This window comes from Marinitenerispora sediminis, assembly GCF_003336425.1.
GTDB lineage: Bacteria > Actinomycetota > Actinomycetes > Streptosporangiales > Streptosporangiaceae > Marinitenerispora > Marinitenerispora sediminis.
The window spans coordinates 1-20,994 of record NZ_QEIO01000021.1; the positions used below are offsets into that span (position 1 = coordinate 1).

Annotated in this window: 18 protein-coding genes; 3 read left to right on the top strand and 15 right to left on the bottom strand. The window is 73.3% G+C overall.

What is annotated here, in order from left to right:
- Window positions 1–26 precede the first annotated feature (26 nt).
- The 13 genes from metK to pyrR all read right to left on the bottom strand — a co-directional run bounded on the left by metK (window position 27) and on the right by pyrR (window position 15,931).
- Window positions 27–1,220: a methionine adenosyltransferase gene (gene metK, locus DEF28_RS06230; protein ID WP_114433158.1), complete on the bottom strand. Its 1,194-nt coding sequence runs from the start codon at window positions 1,218–1,220 to the stop codon at window positions 27–29.
- 360 nt (window positions 1,221–1,580) lie between these two features.
- Window positions 1,581–2,795, bottom strand: a complete 1,215-nt coding sequence (gene coaBC, locus DEF28_RS06235) for a bifunctional phosphopantothenoylcysteine decarboxylase/phosphopantothenate--cysteine ligase CoaBC (protein WP_114396275.1) — start codon at window positions 2,793–2,795, stop codon at window positions 1,581–1,583.
- Between the two features lie 116 nt (window positions 2,796–2,911).
- Window positions 2,912–3,178, bottom strand: a complete 267-nt coding sequence (gene rpoZ, locus DEF28_RS06240) for a DNA-directed RNA polymerase subunit omega (protein ID WP_114396274.1) — start codon at window positions 3,176–3,178, stop codon at window positions 2,912–2,914.
- A 220-nt stretch (window positions 3,179–3,398) separates the two neighbouring features.
- Complete coding sequence (gene gmk, locus DEF28_RS06245; RefSeq protein ID WP_114396273.1) at window positions 3,399–4,016, bottom strand: guanylate kinase; 618 nt, start codon at window positions 4,014–4,016, stop codon at window positions 3,399–3,401.
- Window positions 4,017–4,592: 576 nt separating this feature from the next.
- Window positions 4,593–4,916 (bottom strand): integration host factor, actinobacterial type, encoded by a 324-nt coding sequence (mihF, locus tag DEF28_RS06250; protein WP_114396272.1) that lies wholly within the window; start codon window positions 4,914–4,916, stop codon window positions 4,593–4,595.
- 321 nt (window positions 4,917–5,237) lie between these two features.
- Window positions 5,238–5,951, bottom strand: a complete 714-nt coding sequence (gene pyrF, locus DEF28_RS06255; protein WP_114396271.1) for an orotidine-5'-phosphate decarboxylase — start codon at window positions 5,949–5,951, stop codon at window positions 5,238–5,240.
- Window positions 5,952–6,310: 359 nt separating this feature from the next.
- Window positions 6,311–7,258, bottom strand: coding sequence for a dihydroorotate dehydrogenase (locus DEF28_RS06260; protein WP_114396270.1), 948 nt, complete (start codon window positions 7,256–7,258; stop codon window positions 6,311–6,313).
- Between the two features lie 189 nt (window positions 7,259–7,447).
- Complete coding sequence (locus DEF28_RS06265; RefSeq protein ID WP_114396269.1) at window positions 7,448–8,341, bottom strand: dihydroorotate dehydrogenase electron transfer subunit; 894 nt, start codon at window positions 8,339–8,341, stop codon at window positions 7,448–7,450.
- 65 nt (window positions 8,342–8,406) lie between these two features.
- Window positions 8,407–11,718, bottom strand: coding sequence for a carbamoyl-phosphate synthase large subunit (carB, locus tag DEF28_RS06270; protein WP_114396268.1), 3,312 nt, complete (start codon window positions 11,716–11,718; stop codon window positions 8,407–8,409).
- A 162-nt stretch (window positions 11,719–11,880) separates the two neighbouring features.
- Window positions 11,881–13,032 carry a glutamine-hydrolyzing carbamoyl-phosphate synthase small subunit gene (gene carA, locus DEF28_RS06275; RefSeq protein WP_114396267.1) on the bottom strand — a complete coding sequence of 384 codons (1,152 nt, stop codon included), beginning with the start codon at window positions 13,030–13,032 and terminating at the stop codon, window positions 11,881–11,883.
- A 5-nt stretch (window positions 13,033–13,037) separates the two neighbouring features.
- Complete coding sequence (locus tag DEF28_RS06280) at window positions 13,038–14,336, bottom strand: dihydroorotase (RefSeq protein ID WP_114396266.1); 1,299 nt, start codon at window positions 14,334–14,336, stop codon at window positions 13,038–13,040.
- Between the two features lie 9 nt (window positions 14,337–14,345).
- The gene (locus DEF28_RS06285) at window positions 14,346–15,278 is read right to left on the bottom strand and encodes an aspartate carbamoyltransferase catalytic subunit (RefSeq protein ID WP_114396265.1); all 933 of its coding nucleotides are present in this window, start codon (window positions 15,276–15,278) and stop codon (window positions 14,346–14,348) included.
- Window positions 15,278–15,931: a bifunctional pyr operon transcriptional regulator/uracil phosphoribosyltransferase PyrR gene (pyrR, locus tag DEF28_RS06290; RefSeq protein ID WP_114396264.1), complete on the bottom strand. Its 654-nt coding sequence runs from the start codon at window positions 15,929–15,931 to the stop codon at window positions 15,278–15,280. Before pyrR ends, DEF28_RS06285 begins: the two co-directional genes overlap by 1 nt.
- Before the next feature lie 538 nt (window positions 15,932–16,469).
- Here pyrR and bldD point away from each other — a divergent pair.
- On the top strand, window positions 16,470–16,964 hold the full coding sequence (gene bldD, locus DEF28_RS06295; protein ID WP_114396263.1) for a transcriptional regulator BldD: 495 nt from the start codon (window positions 16,470–16,472) through the stop codon (window positions 16,962–16,964).
- A gap of 494 nt (window positions 16,965–17,458) precedes the next feature.
- Complete coding sequence (locus tag DEF28_RS06300) at window positions 17,459–18,070, top strand: GNAT family N-acetyltransferase (RefSeq protein ID WP_114396262.1); 612 nt, start codon at window positions 17,459–17,461, stop codon at window positions 18,068–18,070.
- Here the strand turns inward: DEF28_RS06300 and metF are convergent.
- Window positions 17,988–18,941: a methylenetetrahydrofolate reductase [NAD(P)H] gene (gene metF, locus DEF28_RS06305; protein WP_114396261.1), complete on the bottom strand. Its 954-nt coding sequence runs from the start codon at window positions 18,939–18,941 to the stop codon at window positions 17,988–17,990. The two genes, DEF28_RS06300 and metF, sit on opposite strands and share 83 nt — an antisense overlap.
- Window positions 18,942–19,137: 196 nt before the next feature.
- On the opposite strand from metF, the gene DEF28_RS06310 reads away from it, so the two are divergent.
- Window positions 19,138–20,208 (top strand): polyprenyl synthetase family protein, encoded by a 1,071-nt coding sequence (locus DEF28_RS06310; protein WP_114396260.1) that lies wholly within the window; start codon window positions 19,138–19,140, stop codon window positions 20,206–20,208.
- A 220-nt stretch (window positions 20,209–20,428) separates the two neighbouring features.
- On the opposite strand, the gene DEF28_RS06315 is transcribed toward DEF28_RS06310, so the two are convergent.
- Entirely contained in the window at window positions 20,429–20,623 is a 195-nt protein-coding gene (locus DEF28_RS06315; protein WP_114396259.1) for a hypothetical protein, read from the bottom strand.
- Window positions 20,624–20,994 lie beyond the last annotated feature (371 nt).

Sequence of the window (20,994 nt, forward strand, 5' to 3'; positions counted from 1 at the left end):
GGCCGCGCCGCGTCAGACGTCCGGCGTCAGGCGCCGACGGCCGAGCGCAGCGCCTCGGCGCGGGTGGCCTGCTCCCAGGTGAACTCCGGCAGCTCGCGGCCGAAGTGGCCGTAGGCGGAGGTCTTGGAGTAGATGGGCCGCAGCAGGTCGAGGTCGCGGATGATGGCGGCCGGGCGGAGGTCGAAGACCTCCTGGACCGCCTTCCCGATCACCTCCGGCGCCACGGCCTCGGTACCGAACGTCTCGATGAAGACGCCCACCGGGTGCGCCTTGCCGATGGCGTAGGCGACCTGCACCTCGGCGCGCTCGGCCAGGCCGGCCGCCACGATGTTCTTGGCGACCCAGCGGGTGGCGTAGGCGGCCGAGCGGTCGACCTTGGACGGGTCCTTGCCGGAGAAGGCGCCGCCGCCGTGCCGGGCGTAGCCGCCGTAGGTGTCCACGATGATCTTGCGGCCGGTGAGGCCGGCGTCGCCCATGGGGCCGCCGATCTCGAAGCGCCCGGTCGGGTTGACCAGCAGCCGGTAGTTGTCGGAGTCGAGGCCGTAGTCGGCCACCACCGGCGCGATCACGTGCTCCTTGATGTCCGGGGTGAGGAGCTCGCCGAGGTCGATGTCGGGGGCGTGCTGGCTGGAGACCACGACGGTGTCCAGCCGGACCGGGGTGTTGCCGTCGTACTCGACCGTCACCTGGGTCTTGCCGTCGGGCCGCAGGTAGGGGATGGTGCCGTCGCGGCGCACCGCCGAGAGCCGCTGCGCGAGCGCGTGCGCGAGCTTGATCGGCAGCGGCATCAGCTCGGGCGTCTCGCGGTTGGCGTAACCGAACATCAGCCCCTGGTCGCCGGCCCCCTGCCGGTCGAGGTCGTCGATGCCCTGCTGCTGCCGCGCCTCGTAGGCGGTGTCGACGCCCTGTGCGATGTCGGGCGACTGCGCGCCGATCGAGACGGAGACGCCGCAGGAGGCCCCGTCGAAGCCCTTCGCTGAGGAGTCGTAGCCGATCTCCAGGATCTTCTCGCGGATGATGCTCGGGATGTCGACGTAGGTCTCCGTGGTGACCTCACCGGCGACGTGCACCTGTCCAGTGGTGATCAAGGTCTCGACGGCGACCCGGCTCTTCGGGTCGTCCTTGAGCATCGAGTCGAGGATCGCGTCACTGATCTGGTCGGCCATCTTGTCGGGGTGGCCTTCGGTGACCGACTCGGAGGTGAAAAGGCGACGGGACACGTTGAGTGACTCCTTGCAGCGGCTGCTGGCTGACAGTTGTCGGCGCGAATTGGGGCACGACGGGCGGGGTGGCGGTCCCGTCGAATCCCAACCGGCGCGGTTGGTATGGGGCCCACTGTAGTGGGGAGAGACCGGACGCGCTGCGCAGCGGTACCGGGCGGGTCCCCGCCGCAGCGTGCCCCCGGGCATGGTTCGGTTCGGCGGCCCGGGCTGCCTCGGTGGCGGTCCGAACCACAGTGTGACGTCGGGAGTGGATTTCGCCAACCCCCGGAGCATAAGCCGCTCGGGTGCGATTCCCGCTCGAATCTCCGTCGCGTGTTGCTCGATGCCATCGTCGCAGACGCCACCCTACCGGGGGAATCAGCCTGCCAGACGCTCCCGGACGAGATCCCACACGCGGTCCGCCAGCGCCTCCTTCGGCCCGTTCGGGATCTCCGTCGCCGAGCCGTCGGCGCCGAGCACCACCGCCTGGTTGTCGGCGGTCCCGAAGGCGCGCCCCTCACCGACCTCGTTGACCACGAGCAGGTCGCAGCCCTTGCGGGCCAGCTTGGCGCGGCCGTGCTCCAGCACGTGGTCGGTCTCGGCGGCGAAGCCGACCACGACCTGCCCCGTGCCGGCGCGGTTCCGCTCGCGGGTCAGCTCGACGAGGATGTCGGGGTTCTCGGCCAGCTCGATCGGGCGGGGCGCCGCCCCCGACTTCTTGATCTTGGCCTCGGCCGCGGTCCGCGGGCGGAAGTCGGCGACGGCCGCCGCCATGACGACGACGTCGGCCTCGGCGCTCGCGGCCAGCATGGCGGCGCGCAGCTCCGTGGCCGATCCCACGCGGCGCACATCGGCGCCGGCCGGGTCGGGCAGGTCGACGTTGGCCGAGACGAGGGTGACGGCGGCGCCGCGCGCCACCGCGGTGGCGGCCAGCGCGTACCCCTGCCGGCCGGAGGAGCGGTTGCCGATGAAGCGGACCGGGTCGATCGGTTCCCGGGTGCCGCCCGCCGAGACGACCACCCGCCGTCCGGCGAGGTCGGTCTCCAGCCCGCCGCGGCGGAGCACCCGCTGCCCGACCGCGAACAGCTCGTCGGGGTCGGGGAGCCGCCCCCGGCCGGTGTCGGCGCCGGTGAGCCGGCCCACCGCGGGGTCGAGCACGATCGCGCCGCGCTCCCGCAGGGTGGCGACGTTGGCCCGGGTCGCCGGGTGCTCCCACATCTCGGTGTGCATCGCCGGGGCGAAGACCACCGGACATCGCGCGGTGAGCAGCGTGTTGGTGAGCAGGTCGTCGGCGATCCCGTGCGCGGCGCGGGCCAGCAGGTCGGCCGTGGCGGGGGCGACGAAGACGAGGTCGGCCTCCCGGCCGATACGGACGTGCGGCACGTCGTGCGCCGCGTTCCAGACACCCGTGGCCACGGGTTCCCCCGACAGCGCGGCCCATGTGGGCTCGCCGACGAAACGCAGGGCGTCGTCGGTCGGGACGACACGGACGCGGTGGCCGGACTCGGTGAACCGGCGCAGCAGCTCGCAGACCTTGTAGGCGGCGATGCCGGCGCCCACTCCGAGGACGACCCTGGGGTGCTCTGTACTCACGGTGGGACTCTAACGAAGCGCCTCCGGGTCACCCGGAGCGGGCCCCGGCGGCGCGGAGTCCGGCCGCGGGGGCGGCCGCCGCGTCCCGTGCGGGCGGCGGCCACCCGGACGCCCGGTCAGGCGCCCTCGTAGGGCTCCGCGGTCAGCAGGCGCTCCTTGGTCTCGCGCAGGGCGATGGACAGCGCCTTCTCCTGCACCTGGGTCTCGACGAGCGGGCCGACGTACTCCAGCAGGCCCTCGCCCAGCTGGGCGTAGTAGGCGTTGATCTGCCGGGCACGCTTGGCCGCCATGGTGACCAGGCTGTACTTGCTGTCGACGACCTCAAGGAGCTCGTCGATCGGCGGGTTGGTGATGCCTTCGGCGACGGGCTGCGTGCCTGCCACGTTGCGTACCCCTAGACGGTTCGCCGGTCCCGGACCCGGGACCGTGGGATGGTTCGGATGTTCGGTCGGCGGCCGGTTCGCCGCGACCTCGGTGCCGGCGGGCCGGCCGGGCGGCCGCCTCGTCGGCCTGCCGCCACGTTAGCCTGCCGGCCGGTGGACGGGTGGGACGTCGTCCCTCCGGCCGCGGTCGGGCCTCTCCACCCGCCGGGCGCGCCCGCTATCACACCGTTGGCGCGACTATCAACGCTAGCAGCTCGTCGCACACGTCGCGCACCGACGTGTTGACCAGTGTCAGGTCGAACTCCTTCTCGGCGGCCAGCTCCACCCGGGCCGTGTCCAGGCGGCGCTGCACCACCTCCGGCGGCTCGGTGCCCCGCCCGGTGAGGCGGCGCACCAGCTCCTCCCACGACGGCGGCGCGAGGAACACCAGCAGGGCGTCGGGCATGGTCTCCCGGACCTGGCGGGCGCCCTGGAGGTCGATCTCCAGCAGCACCGGGTGCCCGGCACGCAGGCGGCTCTCCACCGGCCCGCGCGGGGTGCCGTAGCGGTTGCCCGCGAACTCCGCCCACTCCAGGAGCTCGCCGGCGGCGACCAGCCGGTCGAACTCGGTGTCGTCGACGAAGAAGTACTCCACGCCGTCGGTCTCCCCGGGGCGGGGGCTCCGTGTCGTGACCGACACCGACAGCCACACCTCGGGGTGCTTGCGGCGGATCTCCCTGACGACCGTGCTCTTGCCGACCCCGGAGGGCCCGGACAGCACCGTGAGCCGTTGCGACGCGGCTGCCGCGCCGCCGGATATGCCGGACTCGTTGAACAATGGATTCAGACCCTCAGTCATCCGCGCGAGCGGTTCGACGCTGGTGGTGTTCCGTGGGTGCCGGCGGGGATGCGGCCGGCGCGCCCGCCCCGTCCTCGTGACGGCGGCGGTCCCTCCCCGCGGTGTGCGACGGGGGTGGCGGTCCCGCCCAGTCTAGGGAGGCCCGTCCCCCGCCCGCGCTCCGGAGCGGCGTCGCTCCGGCACGCCTGTGCGGGGCACTTCCGGGTGCGGCGCGCGGACGGGGCCTCCGCCCGCGCCGCGGAGGGCTCGTGCTCTCCGTCCACCGCCCGCCCCTGGCGCGGCGGTTCCGCGGGATCCGCGCCGACCCGGCCGGGCGGCGGGTCCTCCGAGGCGCGCCGGGACGGGGCTTCCGGGCCCGGAAGGGCTTCCGCCGGTCCGCCTCGGACCAGGCTGTGGGTCTTTTATATCACCGTGCCGCGGCGCTCCCGGGCCGGCGGCGGACCGCTGGGGCCGCTCCGGGTCGGTCGCGCCGCGGCACGCGGCGTCCGTGATGATGGGACCGGCCGCCCCGCAGGGCGGCCGGGGTCGCAGGGCGGGTCGCCGTCCTACCGGTCGACCCGCCGCGCGGTCACACCGCTATTTGGCGTCACCACCGAACTCGCGCTCCAGCGCCGCGCGCTGGTTGGCGCCCAGACCCCGGACACGCCGGGACTCGGCGATGTTGAGGCGCTCCATGATCTGCTTGGCGCGGACCTTGCCGACGCCGGGGAGCGACTCGAGGAGGGCGGAGACCTTCATCTTGCCGATGACGTCGTCGGTCTGGCCGCCGGCGAGAACCTCGGACAGCGAGATGCCACCGTGCTTGAGACGGTTCTTGACTTCCGCGCGCTCTTTTCTGGCCTTCGCGGCTTTCTCCAGAGCCGCGGCGCGCTGTTCAGGTGTGAGGGGAGGAAGGGCCACGCCGGGTCACCTCGGTTTTCTCTCGTTTTCGGAGGGCGGACGCCTGCGCAAGTTAGTAGGTTCCGGGCCTCTTCGGCAACGCAAAGTGGCCTTTCAACCGCTATTTGGTCCAACTAACTACGTTTGGTAGGCGCCCGACTGCGGAGCGGCAGCAAATTCGGGACTTTAGGCCCGACCCGAGAGGTGCCGGAGAGGCGGTCGCCCTGCACCGCGAGCCGCGTGACGTTCGCCATGCCCGTGCCCGCGAGATGAATTTCGGGCGTACGTTTTTCGAGACGCGCAAGTGTCCGAAAAAGGCCACTGAGCGCCATCGGCGGGGCCTCAGACCGAGCGCGTGCCCGTCCCGGCACCCGCTCGGCGGAGCGCGGCGGCGATCGACGCGGCGGCCGCGCCGGGGTCCGCCGCCCGCGTGATCGGCCGGCCGACCACGAGCAGGTCGGCCCCCGCGGCGAGCGCCTCCTCCGGGGTCGCCACCCGCGCCTGGTCGCCGCGGTCGGCACCGGCCGGCCGCACCCCGGGGGTGATCATCGTGATGTCGGGGCCCACCTCCGCCCGCAGCGACGCCACCTCGTGCGGCGAGCAGACCAGCGCCCGCGCGCCGGCCTCCACCGCCAGCACCGCGAGCCGGCGCACGGCGTCGGAGGCCGGGCCGCGCACCCCGGTCCGCTCCAGCGCCGCGTCGTCCAGCGAGGTGAGGACCGTGACGGCGGCGATCCGGGTCTCGGGTGCGGCGTCCACCGCGGCGCGGATCATGTCCGCGCCCCCGGCCGCGTGCACGGTCAGCAGCGACGGCCGCAGCCGGGCGACGGCGCGCGCCGCGCCGGAGACGGTGGCCGGGATGTCGTGCAGCTTGAGGTCCAGGAACAGCGAGACCCGGTTGCCGCCCCGGATCGTCGTGATCACGTCGGGGCCGTAGCGCAGGTAGAGCTCCAGCCCGACCTTCACCGTGCTGACGTGGGGGGCGACCGCCGACGCCCACCGGGCGGCGGTCTCGATGTCGGGTGCGTCGATGGCGACGGCGATGGGTGCGGCCACGGTCGTTACTCCTTCGGGTCACAGGTGATCGGAATCACACGCCCGCTGTGCGGGCGGGTCGTGCGTGGCAACCAGGGCACCGACTCGTGCGGTTCCCCGGTTGCGCGGGTTCATGCCTGGCGAGCGCCCCGGAGGGCGGTGGGGCGGTACGGGCCCCGCACCGCTGGCCCGCAGCGCACCGCCCCGGGCCCCGGCCTCCGCGACCACGGAGCGAGGCCATGACCCGCCTGGACGGCCACCAGACGGCGGCAGCCGCCCTGATGAGCGGCGTGCGCCACCGGTGTGCACTCCGGGCGCTTCGACCCCGCAGCGGGGCTCTCAGTGCGTTGCGTGAATCCGCCGTCACAGAGGGCCGGGGGTCAGCGGGCCGGCTGCGCGCCCATGGGCCGGTGCGCGGCGCCCACCAGGTCGGCCGCGCGGCGCACCCCGCGCTCCTCCAGCTCCTCCTCGAACTCCCGCAGGATGCGCACGCACGCCGACGGGTCGTGGAAGATGACGGTCCCCACGGCCACCGCCGACGCGCCGGCCAGCAGGAACTCCAGCGCGTCGGTGCCGGTGCGCACCCCGCCCATGCCGATGATGGGGACGTCGGGCAGCGCGGCGTGCACCTCGTACACGCACGCCACCGCGATCGGGCGGATGGCCGGCCCCGAGACGCCGCCCACGCCCCCGGCCACCGCGGGGCGCATGGTGGTGGTGTCGATCGCCATGCCGCGCACCGTGTTGATCATGGACAGGCCGTCGGCGCGCGCCTGGACGCACGCCACGGCCAGTTCCACGAGGTCGGGGACGTCGGGCGACAACTTGGCGAACACCGGGATGTCGGAGCGGGTGTGCGAGCGCACCGCGTGCACCACGCGGGCCGCGGCGGCCGGGTCGTCGGTGAAGTGCCGGCCCTGGTCGGCGAGGTTGGGACTGGACAGGTTGACCTCGATCATCGTGACGCCGGGCGCGTCGGAGAGCCGCCGGGCGAGCTCGGCGTACTCCGCCGGGCTGCCGCCCGCGATCGACACCACCGCGCGTCCGCCGCGCGCGAGCAGCCACGGCAGGTCGCGCTGGAGGAAGACCTCGATCCCCGGCCCCTGCAGGCCGGTGGCGCTGAGCAGCCCGCTCGGGGTCTCCGCCATGCGCGGCGCCGGCAGCCCGGCCCGGGGGTCGAGCATCACCGACTTGGTGACGACCGCGCCGATCCGCGCGATGTCGAAGAACTGCGCCAGCTCCCGTCCGGCGCCGGCGCAGCCGGCCGCCGTCAGGATCGGGTTGGCCAGCTCCACGTTGGCCAGCCGCGTCCGCAGGTCCGGGCTCATCCCCGAGGCACCTTTCGTTCTCGCTGTTGCCGCTCCCGCTCCCGCCGGGCCGCGCACGGCGGCGGGCGGCCGCGCCGGGGGCGGCCCCACCGCCGCCGCAAGCCCGGGGGCGCGGCCGTCCAGCCCCTTCCACCACGCGACGCCGGGTACGGCGTCCGCGGCGGGACCGGAGGACCTTCCCGCCACGCCTCAGCCCGCCTCGCGCGCCGAGACGGGGTCGTCCCCGCGCGCCTTCCACCCCGGCGCACCCAGGGCGTCGAACGGGATGGTGCCGACGTCGTCGAACCGCACCCGCTCGCCCCGGAAGACCGGTCCGTCGACGCAGGAGCGCGCCATCCGGGTGATGCCGTCCTCCCCGACGACCGGCACCACGCACGTCATGCACACGCCCGTGCCGCAGGCCATCGTCTCCTCCACCGAGACCTGCACCGGGATGTCGTAGCGCGCCGCCAGCGCGGTCACCTCCCGCAGCATCGGCATCGGCCCGCACGCGTAGACGACGTCGGACGGCGCGTCCTCCAGCACCTGCGGCAGGGCGTCGGTGACCCGCCCCCGCACGCCGAACGAGCCGTCGTCGGTGGTGAAGGTGGCGGTCTCGGCCACCCGCCGGGCGGTGATGGCGCTGAACACCCGGTCCGCCGATGCCGCGCCGAGCACGAAGTCCACCCGGCAGCCGCGGCGGCGCAGGGTGTGCGCCAGCGGGAACAGCGGCGCGCTGCCCGCGCCCCCGCCGACCAGCACGCAGTTGACCGGGTCGCGCGGCAGCGGGAAGGGGCGCCCCAGCGGACCCACGATGTCGAGCAGGTCCCGCGACCGGCGCTCCGCGAGCCAGGCGGTCCCCTTGCCGCGGACCGCGAACAGGAACTCCACGGTGCCGCCGTAGTCCGGCTTGACGTCGTGGATGGCGAAGGCGCGGCGGGAGAGCATGCTGGACTGCTCCCCGCCGACCGCCACCGCGATGAACTGCCCCGAGCGGAACCGCTCGGCGATGCCCGGGGCCACCACGGTGACCGCGTAGTAGGCGTCCACCCGCCGCACGGTCAGCACCGGGCTGCGCATCTGCACCGGTCGGAAATCACTCACCCGTGGGCCCCTCTTCTCGGCGTCTCTCGGCGCGGGCGCCACCAGGCGGCGCCCGCGCCCCCGGGTCAGCCCTCGTCCCCGCGCAGCGCCTCGGCGTGCTCCTGGAGGGAGCGCACACCGACGTCGCCGCGTACCAGGGCCTCGATTCCCTGGACGGCGGCGGCCAGACCCTGCACCGTGGTGACGCTCGGCACCCCGCGCACGACCGCGGCGGTGCGGATCTCGTAGCCGTCCAGCCGGGGGCCGGACTGCCCGGCACCGCCGAAGGGGGTGTTGACGATGAGGTCCACGCCGCCGTCGTGGATGAGTTGCACGATAGTCGGTTCCCCGCCGGGGCCGGGACCCGCGCTGTGCTTGCGCACGACGGTCGCGTGCACGCCGTTGCGGCGCAGCACCACCGCCGTGCCCTCGGTGGCCAGGATCTCGAAACCGAGGTCGGCCAGCCGCTTCACCGGGAAGATCGCCGAGCGCTTGTCCCGGTTGGCGACCGAGACGAAGACCCGGCCCGACGTAGGCAGCGAGCCGTAGGCGGCCAGCTGCGACTTGGCGTAGGCGGCCCCGAACAGCGCGTCCAGGCCCATCACCTCGCCGGTCGAGCGCATCTCCGGCCCGAGCACGGTGTCCACGCCCTCGCCCTGGCGGTCGATGAACCGGTTGAACGGCAGCACCGCCTCCTTCACCGCGATGGGCGCGTCCAGCGGCAGCGTGCCGCCGTCGCCCCGCTGCGGGAGCAGCCCCTCGGCGCGCAGTTCGGCGACCGTGGCGCCCAGCATGACCCGGGCGGCGGCCTTGGCCAGCGGGACGGCGGTCGCCTTGGAGACGAACGGCACGGTCCGCGAGGCGCGCGGGTTGGCCTCCAGGACGTAGAGCACGCCGGAGGTGAGCGCGTACTGGACGTTGAGCAGGCCGCGCACGCCGGTGCCGCGGGCGATGCCCTCGGTCGAGGTGCGGATCCGCTCGATGTCCTCGCCGCCCAGCGTGATGGCGGGCAGCGCGCACGCCGAGTCGCCGGAGTGGATGCCGGCCTCCTCGATGTGCTCCATGATGCCGCCGAGGTAGAGCTCGGTGCCGTCGTAGATGGCGTCGACGTCGATCTCGATGGCGTCGTCCAGGAACCGGTCGACCAGCACCGGGTGCTCGGCGCTCACCTCGGCGTTGCGCTCGATGTAGGCGCGCAGCATGTCCTCGTCGTAGACGATCTCCATGCCGCGGCCGCCCAGCACGTAGGACGGCCGGACCAGCACCGGGTAGCCGATCTCGTCGGCGATGGCCTTGGCCTCCTCGAAGGACCGGGCCATGCCGTGCTTGGGGGCGGGCAGCCCGGCGGCCTCCAGCACCTCGCCGAAGGCGCCGCGGTCCTCGGCCAGGTCGATGCTCTCGGGGCTGGTCCCCACGATGGGCACGCCGGCCGCCTTCAGCGCGCGGGCCAGGCCCAGCGGGGTCTGGCCGCCGAGCTGGACGATCACGCCGACCACCTCGCCGGTGAGCTGCTCGGCCCGGACGACCTCCAGGACGTCCTCCAGCGTGAGCGGCTCGAAGTAGAGCCGGTCGCTGGTGTCGTAGTCGGTGGAGACGGTCTCGGGGTTGCAGTTGACCATGACCGTCTCGTAGCCGGCCTCGGCCAGCGCGAAGGACGCGTGGACGCAGCTGTAGTCGAACTCCACGCCCTGGCCGATGCGGTTCGGCCCGGAGCCCAGGATGATCACCTTGGGGCGCTCGCCCCGCGGCACCTCGGTCTCCTCGTCGTAGCTGGAGTACAGGTAGGGCGTGCGCGCGGCGAACTCCGCGGCGCAGGTGTCCACCGTGAGGTAGACGGGGTGCACTCCGAGGGCGTGCCGCAGCTCGCGCACCACCTCCTCGGACTTGCCGACGATCTCCCCGATCTGGGCGTCGGAGAACCCGAGCCGCTTGGCCGAGCGCAGCAGCTCCGCCTCCAGCTTGGGCGCGGCGGCGAGCTCGCGGGCGGTCTCCTCCAGCAGCATCAGCTGGTCGAGGAACCACGGGTCGATCCGGGTCGCGGTGTACAGCTCCTCCACCGTGGCGCCGGCCCGCAGCGCCTGCTGCACCTGGTGCAGCCGGTGCTCGGTGGGCGTCGCGGCGGCGCGCAGCAGCTCCCGCTTCTCCTGCTCCCCGCCGGGCGCGCCGGCCCAGGACAGGCCCACGCCCTTCTTCTCCAGCGACCGCATCGCCTTCTGCAGCGCCTCGGGGAAGGACCGGCCGATGGCCATGGCCTCGCCCACCGACTTCATGGTGGTGGTGAGCCCGGGGTCGGCACCGGGGAACTTCTCGAACGCGAACCGCGGCACCTTCACGACCACGTAGTCGAGGCTCGGCTCGAAGCTGGCCGGGGTCTCCGCGGTGATGTCGTTGGGGATCTCGTCCAGGGTGTAGCCCACCGCGAGCTTCGCGGCGATCTTGGCGATCGGGAAGCCCGTGGCCTTGGAGGCGAGCGCCGAGGAGCGCGACACCCGCGGGTTCATCTCGATGACGATGACCCGCCCGGTCTCGGGGTGCACGGCGAACTGGATGTTGCAGCCGCCGGTGTCGACCCCGACCTCGCGGATGACCGCGATGCCGATGTCGCGCAGCCGCTGGTACTCGCGGTCGGTCAGCGTCATCGCGGGCGCGACGGTGATGGAGTCGCCGGTGTGCACGCCCATCGGGTCGAGGTTCTCGATGGAGCAGACGACGACCACGTTGTCGTGGGCGTCGCGCATGAGCTCCAGCTCGTACTCCTTCCAGCCGAGGATGGACTCCTCCAGGAGCACTTCGGTGGTCGGCGAGAGCGCCAGCCCCTGGCCGGCGATGCGGCGGAGCTGGGTCTCGTCGTGGGCGAAGCCCGAGCCGGCGCCGCCCATGGTGAAGGACGGGCGGACGACCACGGGGTAGCCGAGCTCGTCGGCGGCGGCCAGGCACTCCTCCAGGGTGTGGCAGATCCGCGACCGGGCGGACTCACCGCCGATCCGCTCGACGATGCCCTTGAAGGTGTCGCGGTCCTCACCGGACTGGATGGCGTCGATGTTGGCGCCGATGAGCTCGACGTTGTACTTGTCCAGCACGCCGGCCTCGTGCAGCGCGACGGCGGTGTTCAGCGCGGTCTGGCCGCCCAGCGTGGGCAGCAGGGCGTCCGGGCGCTCCTTGGCGATGATCTTCTCGACCATCTCGGGCGTGATCGGCTCGACGTAGGTGGCGTCGGCGAACTCCGGGTCGGTCATGATGGTGGCCGGGTTGGAGTTGACCAGGATGACGCGCAGGCCCTCGGCCTTGAGCACCCGGCACGCCTGGGTGCCGGAGTAGTCGAACTCGCACGCCTGGCCGATGACGATCGGCCCGGAGCCGATCACGAGTACGGAAGACAGATCACTGCGGCGCGGCATTGTTCCCTCGGAAAGTTGCGGTTGCACGGCACGCGACGCTGGGCGTCGCACCGCGGACGGCGGCGGGGCCGACGGGGCTCGTCGGGGTCGGCTGTGGCCGGCCGGGCGCGGCGCGCTGCGGCGCGCGCCCGGCCGCGCGGTGGCGGGGCGGCAGACCGTCCCTCACCCGGCGGCTCCGGTGGGAACCGCGCCCTTCTCACGGGCCATCAGGGCGCAGAACTCGTCGAACAGTTCGGCGGCGTCGTGCGGTCCGGCGGCGGCCTCGGGGTGGTACTGGACGCTGAAGGCCGGCCGGTCCAGCAGGCGCAGTCCCTCGACCACGTCGTCGTTGAGGTCGATGTGGCTGACCTCGGCGCGGCCGTAGGGCGTCTCGAACGGCCCGTCGGTGGGCGCGTCGACGGCGAAGCCGTGGTTGTGGCTGGTGATGTGCACCCGGCCCGAGTGCACGTCGCGCACGGGCTGGTTCACCCCGCGGTGCCCGAAGCGCAGCTTGTAGGTCCCCAGCCCCAGGGCGCGGCCGAGGATCTGGTTGCCGAAGCAGATCCCGAACAGCGGCCGGCGGGCCTCCAGGACGCCGCGCATCGCCGCGACCGGGCCGTCGGCCGTGGCCGGGTCGCCGGGACCGTTGCTGAAGAACACGCCGTCGGGGTCGAGGGCGAGGATCTCCTCGGCGGTGGCGGTGGCCGGCAGCACCCGCACCTCGCAGCCGCGTTCGGCCAGCCGCTGCGGGGTCATCGCCTTGATGCCGAGGTCCACGGCGGCGACCGTGAAGCGGGTCGGCACCCCCTCCGGCGGGAGGACGGTGTAGGGCTCGGTGGTGGTGACCTCGGCCGACAGGTCGGCGCCGGCCATCTGCGGGCTGTCCAGGACCCGGGCCAGCAGCCGCGCCGGGTCGGTCTCGGTGGTGCTGATGCCCGCGCGCATGGCACCGCGGTCGCGCAGGTGCCGGGTGAGCGCGCGGGTGCCGGGCATGGCGATGCCCACGACGCCCTGCCGGCGCAGCTCCTCGTCCAGCGTGCGGCGCGCCCGCCAGTTCGACGGGATGCGGGCCGGCTCGCGCACCACGTAGCCGGCCACCCAGATCCGCCCGGACTCGGGGTCGTCGTCGTTCACGCCGGTGTTGCCGATGTGCGGCGCGGTCATCGCGACGATCTGCCGGTGGTAGGACGGGTCGGTGAGCGTCTCCTGGTAGCCGGTCATACCGGTGTTGAACACGATCTCGCCGAACGCCTCGCCCTCAGCCCCGAAGGAGCGCCCGTGGAACACGCGGCCGTCCTCAAGGACCAGAATGGCCGGAATCTGCACGTTCTTCACTTCTGTCACTGGATCTTCCCATCAAGGACCGTCGGCGTACCGCGCAGGAAGGTGGCGACCACCCGGCCGGGCAGGGTCGTGCCCCGGTAGGGGGAGTTGCCGCTCTTGGAGGCCATCGCCGCCGGGTCGATCTCCCTGGTCGCGGCCGCGTCGTACAGCGTAACGTTCGCGGGTTCGCCGACCTCCAGCGGCCGCCCGTGCCCGGACAGGCGTCCGATGCGCGCCGGAGTCGCCGACATGCGCTCGGCCACGCCGGCCCAGTCGAGCAGGCCGGTGTCGACCATGGTGTGCTGCACCACCGAGAGCGCGGTCTCCAGGCCGATCATGCCCATGGCCGCGTTGGACCACTCCGTCTCCTTGGCCTCGATCGGGTGCGGCGCGTGGTCGGTGGCCACGCAGTCGATCGTGCCGTCGGCGAGGGCCTCGCGCAGCGCCGCCACGTCCTCGGCGGTGCGCAGCGGCGGGTTGACCTTGTAGATCGGGTCGTAGCTCTCGGCGAGGTCGTCGGTGAGCAGCAGGTGGTGCGGCGTGACCTCGGCGGTGACGTCGCAGCCGCGGCTCTTGGCCCAGCGCAGGATCTGCACGGACCCCTTGGTCGACACGTGGCAGATGTGCAGCCGGGAGCCGACGTGCTCGGCGAGCAGGCAGTCGCGGGCGATGATGGCCTCCTCGGCCACCGCGGGCCAGCCGGCCAGCCCCAGGCGGTCGGAGACCACGCCCTCGTTCATCTGCGCGCCCTCGGTGAGGCGGGGCTCCTGGGCGTGCTGGGCGACGACGCCGTCGAAGGCCTTGACGTACTCCAGCGCGCGCCGCATGAGCAGCGCGTCGGAGACGCACATGCCGTCGTCGGAGAAGACCCGGACGCGGGCGATGGAGTCGGCCATGGCGCCCAGCTCGGCCAGGTGCGCGCCGTCGAGGTTCTGGGTGACGGCGCCGACCGGCTGGACGTCGCAGTGGCCGGCGTCGCGGCCGAGCCGCCACACCTGCTCCACCACGCCGGCGGTGTCGGCGACCGGGTCGGTGTTGGCCATGGCGTGCACGGCCGTGTAGCCGCCCATGGCGGCCGCACGGGCGCCGCTGGCCACGGTCTCGGCGTCCTCCCGGCCGGGCTCGCGCAGGTGGGTGTGCAGGTCCACCAGGCCGGGCAGCGCGATGAGGCCGTGCGCCTCGACGACCTCGGCGGCAGGGTCGCCGGCGGCCGGTGCGCCGACGGCGGCGACGCGGCCGTCGCGGATGAGGATGTCGGCGGGATCGCCGCCGAGGGGGCGGGCACCGCGGATCAGGAAGGTGGGGTTGTGGGTCATGCGGGTCTCCTAGTTGCCGTTCCCGATCGCGGACTCCGAGCCGCCGAGCAGGAGGTAGAGCACCGCCATGCGCACGCTCACGCCGTTGGCGACCTGCTCGGTGATGGTGGAGCGCGGCGAGTCGGCGACCTCCGCGGAGATCTCCATGCCGCGGATCATCGGGCCGGGGTGCATGACGATCGCGTCGTCGTGCAGCCGGGCGAAGCGATCGCGGTCCAGTCCGTAGCGCCGGCTGTACTCGCGGGCGGTCGGGAAGAACGCGGCCCGCATGCGCTCGGCCTGGACCCGCAGCATCATCACGACGTCGCTCTTGGGGAGCACCTCGTCGAGGTCGTAGCTCACGGCGCACGGCCAGGTGCCGACCGAGACCGGCAGCAGGGTGGGCGGCGCGACGAGGGTGACCTCGGCGCCCAGGGTGTGCAGCAGCAGGACGTTGGACCGGGCCACCCGGCTGTGCCGGATGTCACCGACGATCGCGACCCGCAGGCCCTCCAGCCGGCCCATGCGCTCGCGCATGGTGTAGGCGTCCAGCAGCGCCTGGGTGGGGTGCTCGTGCGTGCCGTCCCCGGCGTTGAGCACCGCGCCGTCGACCCAGCCGGCCAGCCGGCGCGCGGCCCCGGAGGCGCTGTGCCGGATGACGACGCCGTCGGCGCCCATCGCCTGCAGGGTCAGCGCGGTGTCCTTGAGGCTCTCCCCCTTGGAGACGCTGGACCCCTTGGCGGAGAAGTTGATGACGTCGGCCGACATCCGCTTGGCGGCGGCCTCGAACGAGATGCGGGTGCGGGTGGAGTCCTCGTAGAAGAGGTTCACCACGGTGCGCCCCCGCAGGGTGGGCAGCTTCTTCACCGACCGGCTGCTGACCTGGGCCAGCTCGCGGGCGGTGTCGAGCACGAGGGTGGCCTCGTCGCGGGAGAGGTCCCCCGCGGAGAGCAGGTGGCGCATCAGCTCTCCTCCTCCTCGGCGGAGCCGGCCCGGCCGGCGCGCGGCCGCGCGGGGCCGAGCAGCACGGCGTCGCGCCCGTCGAGCTCCTCCACCAGGACGGTGACCGTCTCGCGCACCGAGGTGGGCAGGTTCTTGCCGACGTAGTCGGCGCGGATCGGCAGCTGGCGGTGGCCGCGGTCGACGAGCGTGGCGAGCTGGACGGCACGCGGCCGGCCGATGTCGTTGAGCGCGTCGAGGGCGGCGCGCACGGAGCGGCCGGAGAAGAGCACGTCGTCCACCAGGACGACGACGCGGCCGTCGACCCCCTCGGCCGGGATCTCCGTGCGGCCGAGCGCGCGGGCCGGGGCCAGCCGCAGGTCGTCGCGGTACATCGTGATGTCCAGCGATCCCCAGGGGATGGCGCGGCCCTCCACCTGGGTGATGCGCCCGGCCAGCCGGCGGGCGAGCGGGACCCCGCGGGTGGGGATGCCCAGCAGGGTGATGTCGGTGGCGCCCTTGGTGCGCTCCAGCACCTCGTGGGCGATGCGGGTCAGTGCCCGGTTGATCTCGGGGCCCTCCAGGACGGCCCGCGCGTCGCCGAGGTCCGCGCGCGACGGCGGCCCGGCGGCGGTACTGCTGGTGCTGCCACCTTCCGCATGCTTTCGGGCATGCATGAGGATGACCTCCTTCCCTGCCTCACGGAACAGGTCGTTAAAGGACGTCGAACGTCTTTCACGCTACCAGCGTGATCACGGCGCCCCGACGCCGAGTGAGCGGGTTCCGGGTGTGACTGTGACTCTCGACACAGCAATGCTCCTTGATTTCACCGGTCCGGGATGGCGGGCCCCGTTCGTGCGATGCGCCCCGGAACCGCCTCCAGATCCCCAAAGTCCTTGCGCAACGGCCGTTTTCGACGCTCCGTGACCAGACATTGTGTCCTATTTGGTCGCGGTATGAGAGACCCCTCACCTACGCACAGTTTGGCCACTGATTAGTCGCGTTTTCGCCTAACGGCTTGACCTGGCGTCGCCACCGCCTTACGGTCACTGTCCGTAACCAATCTGGGTGGGACAGCCGCACACCGCTCCCGCGAGACAACCTGACCACGAGGTTTCCGGGGCGGCTGCGCCAACCGGGGATCCGGCGACCGCCGGGAACCGGGGCCGCTCCGCCCACACCACCACCGTTCACGGCCGGGGAGCGACGAAGAAGATGCCATCCGAATACGCGAAGTCCCTCGGCGCGCGACTGCGCGCCATCCGGACCCAGCAGGGCCTGTCCCTGCACGGGGTCGAGGAGAAGTCCCACGGGCGCTGGAAGGCCGTCGTCGTGGGTTCCTACGAGCGCGGCGACCGCGCCGTCACCGTCCAGAAGCTGGCCGAGCTCGCCGACTTCTACGGCGTGCCGATGTCGGAGCTCCTGCCGGGCGGCGCCGCTCCGGCCCCGCTGGGCCCGACGCCGAAGCTGGTCATCGACCTGGAGCGCATGCAGCAGCTGCCGCAGGAGAAGGCCGGCCCGCTCGCGCGCTACATCGCCACCATCCAGAGCCAGCGCGGCGACTACAACGGCCGCGTGCTGTCCATCCGCCAGGAGGACCTGCGCTCGCTGGCCGTCATCTACGACCGGTCGCCCGCCGACCTCACGGAGGAGCTGATCAACTGGGGCGTCCTGGACCCGGAGGCCCGCCGCGCGGTGGACGCGTTCTAGGACCGGACCGCTCCCAGGCCTCTTCTTCGACGGCGGTGGCGTCCCCCCTGCCCCAGGGGATGCCCGTACGGACGGGCCCGCCACCGGCCGGAGTACGCCCCGTCGGCGCCGCACCGCGGTGATGGGGACGGGGGACCGGGGCGCGGCCGGACGCGCGCCGGACACGGGGCACCGGTCCGGGAGCGCGATGGCCGGACATGTGGACACGGTCGAGCGAGAGGCTTCCCCTCCCCCCGCCCGACCGCTTCCGCTCCGGACGACGACGCGGTCGCCGGAGCGCGCCCCGGAGGGCACAACCACTTATCGAACATGCGTTCGATACATCACCGAACTTACCCCTCGAACAGGCGTTCGTCAACCGTCGGGCCTCCGGCGCGCCCCGGCACGTGTCGCCCCCCGACGCGCGCGTCCGGCGAGCGCATCGGAGCGGCCGCCGACGACGCGCGGCGCGGCCAGTAACCGGCGGACCCGGCCCGGCCCCGTAGTGTGGCGCTGTGCAGACCGAGATCGAGCTGTGGGAGCTCGCCGCCCCGGCCTTCGTCCGCGCCGTGCCGGCGCTGCTGGAGGTCTACCGCGCGGCCATGGCCCCGCCCGGCGACCAGTTGACCGGGCGCCGGGCCATCATGGAGCGCCACGCCGGCCACCCGCGGTTCCGTTCGTTCACCGCGGTCCGGACGGCCGACGGCTCGGCGGTCGGCTTCGCCTACGGCTTCCACGGGCAGCGCGGGCAGTGGTGGCACGACGTCGTGAGCGACGCGCTGCGGCTCCGCGACCCCGACGCCGAGCGGCACTGGTTCACCGACTCGTTCGAGATCGCCGAGGTGCACGTACGCCCGGAGTGGCAGGGGCGCGGCATCGGCCGGCGGATGCTGGAGGCGCTCGCCGCCGAGCGCCCCGAGCTCACCGCCGTGCTGTCGACGCACAGCGGACCGACCCGGGCCCGCGCGCTGTACCACTCGTGCGGCTTCACCGACGTCCTCACGGACTTCCGCTTCCCCGGAAGCCCGGATCAGCCCTTCACGATCATGGCCGCGCCGCTGCCGCTGCCGGCTGGCGGGAGCCGGCGATCCGCTGGTAGATCTCCCGGGTCGCGGTCGACTGGTTGAACGTGATGAAGTGGATGCCCGGCGCGCCCTCGTCGAGCAGCCGCTCGCACAACCGGGTGGCCTGCTCGATGCCGAGCTCGCGCACCGCCTCCGGATCGTCGGCCACCCGCTCGAACTCCGCGGCCAGCCGGCGCGGGAACGGGGCTCCGGAGAGCTGCTCGGAGCGCTCGATCGTGGCGAGCTTCACGACCGGCATGATCTCGGGGATGATCGGCACGTCGCAGCCGCGGGCCGCCACGCGGTCGCGCAGCCGCAGGTACTCGTCGGCCTCGAAGAACATCTGGGTGATGGCGTAGTCGGCGCCGGCCCGGATCTTGCGCACGAAGAACTCGACGTCGCTGTCGATGTCGGCCGAGCGGGGGTGCTTGTAGGGGAACGCCGCCACCCCGACGCAGAAGTCGCCGCTCTCCTTGATCAGCCGGACCAGCTGGTCGGCGTACTCCAGGCCCTCGGGGTGCCGCACCCACTCGCCGAGCGGGTCCCCGGGCGGATCGCCGCGCAGCGCGAGCATGTTGCCGACCCCCACCCCGGCGAAGCGCCCGATCAGGTGGCGCAGCTCCCGGACCGAGTGGTCCACCGCGGTCATGTGCGCCACCGGCAGCAGCGTGGTGTCGGTGGCCATGCGCTCGGTGATCTCCACCGTGCGGTCGCGGGTTCCGCCGCCGGCCCCGTACGTCACCGAGACGAACGACGGCTGCAGCGCCTCGATCTCGCGGATCACGCGCCACAGCTTGCGCTGCCCCTCGGGGGTCTTCGGGGGGAAGAACTCGAAGGAGAAGGTGGGCTTTCCGGCGGTGAGGAGGTCGCTGATGCGGCGGGGGCGGGCGGTGAGTCCCGGCGCCGCGCCAGAACGTGTCGGTGACCCAAGCATGCGTCCAACTGTAGTCCACCAGCCCGGTAGGAGACCGTTCGGATCCGGTCCGCGGCCACGGTAACCGCAGTTCACGCCCCGGCCGGACCTGCCGTCACGTGCCAGCTCCCGCCGGGCCGCGCTCCCGCGCCCGGCGCGAACCGCCGGCCGCGCCGCCCGGGCCGGCCAGGGCGGTGACAGCGGATACCCTGCCTGCATGGATTCCTCGCATTTCTCCCCTGTCTCCTTTATGCGGCCGGCCGTGGACGCCGAGCTCGCGGACTTCGTCCGGCGGCGCCGCGCCGAGGTGCTGGAGATCGGCGAGGAGCTGGCCCCCGTCCTCGACGCGCTGGAGGCGATGCTGGCCGGCGGCAAGCGCATCCGCCCGGCGTTCTGCTACTGGGGGTGGCGGGGAGCCGGCGGTCCCGAGACCCGGGCGATCCACGTCGCCGCGGCGGCACTGGAGTTCCTCCAGGCCTGCGCCCTCATCCACGACGACGTCATCGACAACAGCGACACCCGCCGCGGCCTGCCGGCCACCCACCGGAGGCTGGCCGTGCTGCACGCCTCCTCCGGCTGGACCGGCGACTCCGCTGCCTTCGGACAGGGCGCCGCGGTGCTGCTCGGTGACCTGTGCCTCGCGTGGTGCGACGCGATGTACCAGTCCAGCGGCCTCTCGGAGGCCGCGCTGCGCGCCGGCCGCCCGGCCTTCGACCTGATGCGCTCGGAGGTCATGGCGGGCCAGTACCTCGACCTGGTGGAGCAGGCGCGGGAGGCCGACACGGTCGACGCCGCACTGCGCGTCATGACCTACAAGTCGGCCAAGTACACGATCGAGCGCCCCCTCCACCTGGGCGCCGCCCTGGCCGGCCGCCACGACGAGCTCGCCCCGGTGTACACCGCCTACGGAATCCCGCTCGGCATCGCCTTCCAGCTGCGCGACGACGTGCTCGGCGTCTTCGGCGACCCGGACGAGACCGGCAAGCCGGCCGGCGACGACCTCCGCGAGGGCAAGCGCACCGTCCTCGTGGCCGAGACACTGCGCCGGGCCCCCGCCGCCGGCGCCGCCGAGTTCCGCCGCCACCTGGGCGATCCGGACCTCTCCGCGGAGACGGTGGAGTGGATGCGCGACCTGATCACCGACAGCGGCGCCCTGGCCGCCTGCGAACGCCGTATCGACCGCTACGTCGCACAGGCCACCGACGCCCTCCAGACGGACGCGGTCGCCGACGACGCCCGCTCCGCCCTGGCCGACCTCATCGTGGCGGCCACGGCCCGCAAGCACTGAGGCCGCGCCCGGAGGCCCGCAGAGCCCCCTGTGCTGGCTCCCGTTGCGGGGAGGGGCGGCGTCCCGCCCCCGGCCCTCGGAGCGACGACGCTGGACGGCGACATCCGCGCACGGGCGGGGAGCAGCGCCTCTTGGACCGCTTCCCCCCGTATGCCTCATCAGAGCCATCGCCGCGTGCGCGGGGAGCCGGGCCCCGCGTCGCTGGGGCATGTTGGGAAGTTCAGCGCCATTCCCCGATGGCCGCGGTCCAGACGGTGGCCTCGAAGCGTGCGGCGTGCTTGCCGGAGCGGGCGGCCATCTCCCGGTTGCGTTCGAGCCGGTTGGCCCCGCGCTCCCTCGCATGCCGGTCGCCGTCGTCAGCCGAGCCCGAGACGCGGGCACCGCCCCGCCAGTCGGTGCGTGCACAGCCGGCCACCTGGTCGGCTGACTCGGGAACCAGTCACTCGGGTCCCGCGTCGGCGCGGCCGGACCCTGATCGCCGCCGCACGGCCAGGACACCGCGATGACTGTCCCGGAGCGCGGGGATCTCCGTGCCGCCCGGCGGTGATGATCGCAGCGAACCGACCGTCCCGGCCTCGCCATGGAGACCGCCCGGCACGGCGAGCCGAAGCCACGTCGGCGCACTCACGCCGTCCAAGGCGGATCGTCTCCCTGCGAGGGGAGCAGCGACCCGCCATGGCGGTCCTGGTGGCGGGATCATCCCCGCGTGCGCGGGGAGCAGAGAGACAGCGTCGCCGTACCGAGAGTGGTGGTGGGGCCATCCCCGCGTGCGCGGGGAGCAGTCTC

Bases quoted from the DNA above. Each gene is read 5' to 3' on its own strand.
- bldD (WP_114396263.1), top strand. From the start codon at position 16,470: ATGCCATCCGAATACGCGAAGTCCCTCGGCGCGCGACTGCGCGCCATC.
- gmk (WP_114396273.1), bottom strand. From the start codon at position 4,016: ATGACTGAGGGTCTGAATCCATTGTTCAACGAGTCCGGCATATCCGGC.
- carB (WP_114396268.1), bottom strand. From the start codon at position 11,718: ATGCCGCGCCGCAGTGATCTGTCTTCCGTACTCGTGATCGGCTCCGGG.
- pyrR (WP_114396264.1), bottom strand. From the start codon at position 15,931: ATGCATGCCCGAAAGCATGCGGAAGGTGGCAGCACCAGCAGTACCGCC.
- metF (WP_114396261.1), bottom strand. From the start codon at position 18,941: ATGCTTGGGTCACCGACACGTTCTGGCGCGGCGCCGGGACTCACCGCC.
- DEF28_RS06260 (WP_114396270.1), bottom strand. From the start codon at position 7,258: ATGAGCCCGGACCTGCGGACGCGGCTGGCCAACGTGGAGCTGGCCAAC.
- DEF28_RS06280 (WP_114396266.1), bottom strand. From the start codon at position 14,336: ATGACCCACAACCCCACCTTCCTGATCCGCGGTGCCCGCCCCCTCGGC.
- DEF28_RS06285 (WP_114396265.1), bottom strand. From the start codon at position 15,278: ATGCGCCACCTGCTCTCCGCGGGGGACCTCTCCCGCGACGAGGCCACC.
- DEF28_RS06310 (WP_114396260.1), top strand. From the start codon at position 19,138: ATGGATTCCTCGCATTTCTCCCCTGTCTCCTTTATGCGGCCGGCCGTG.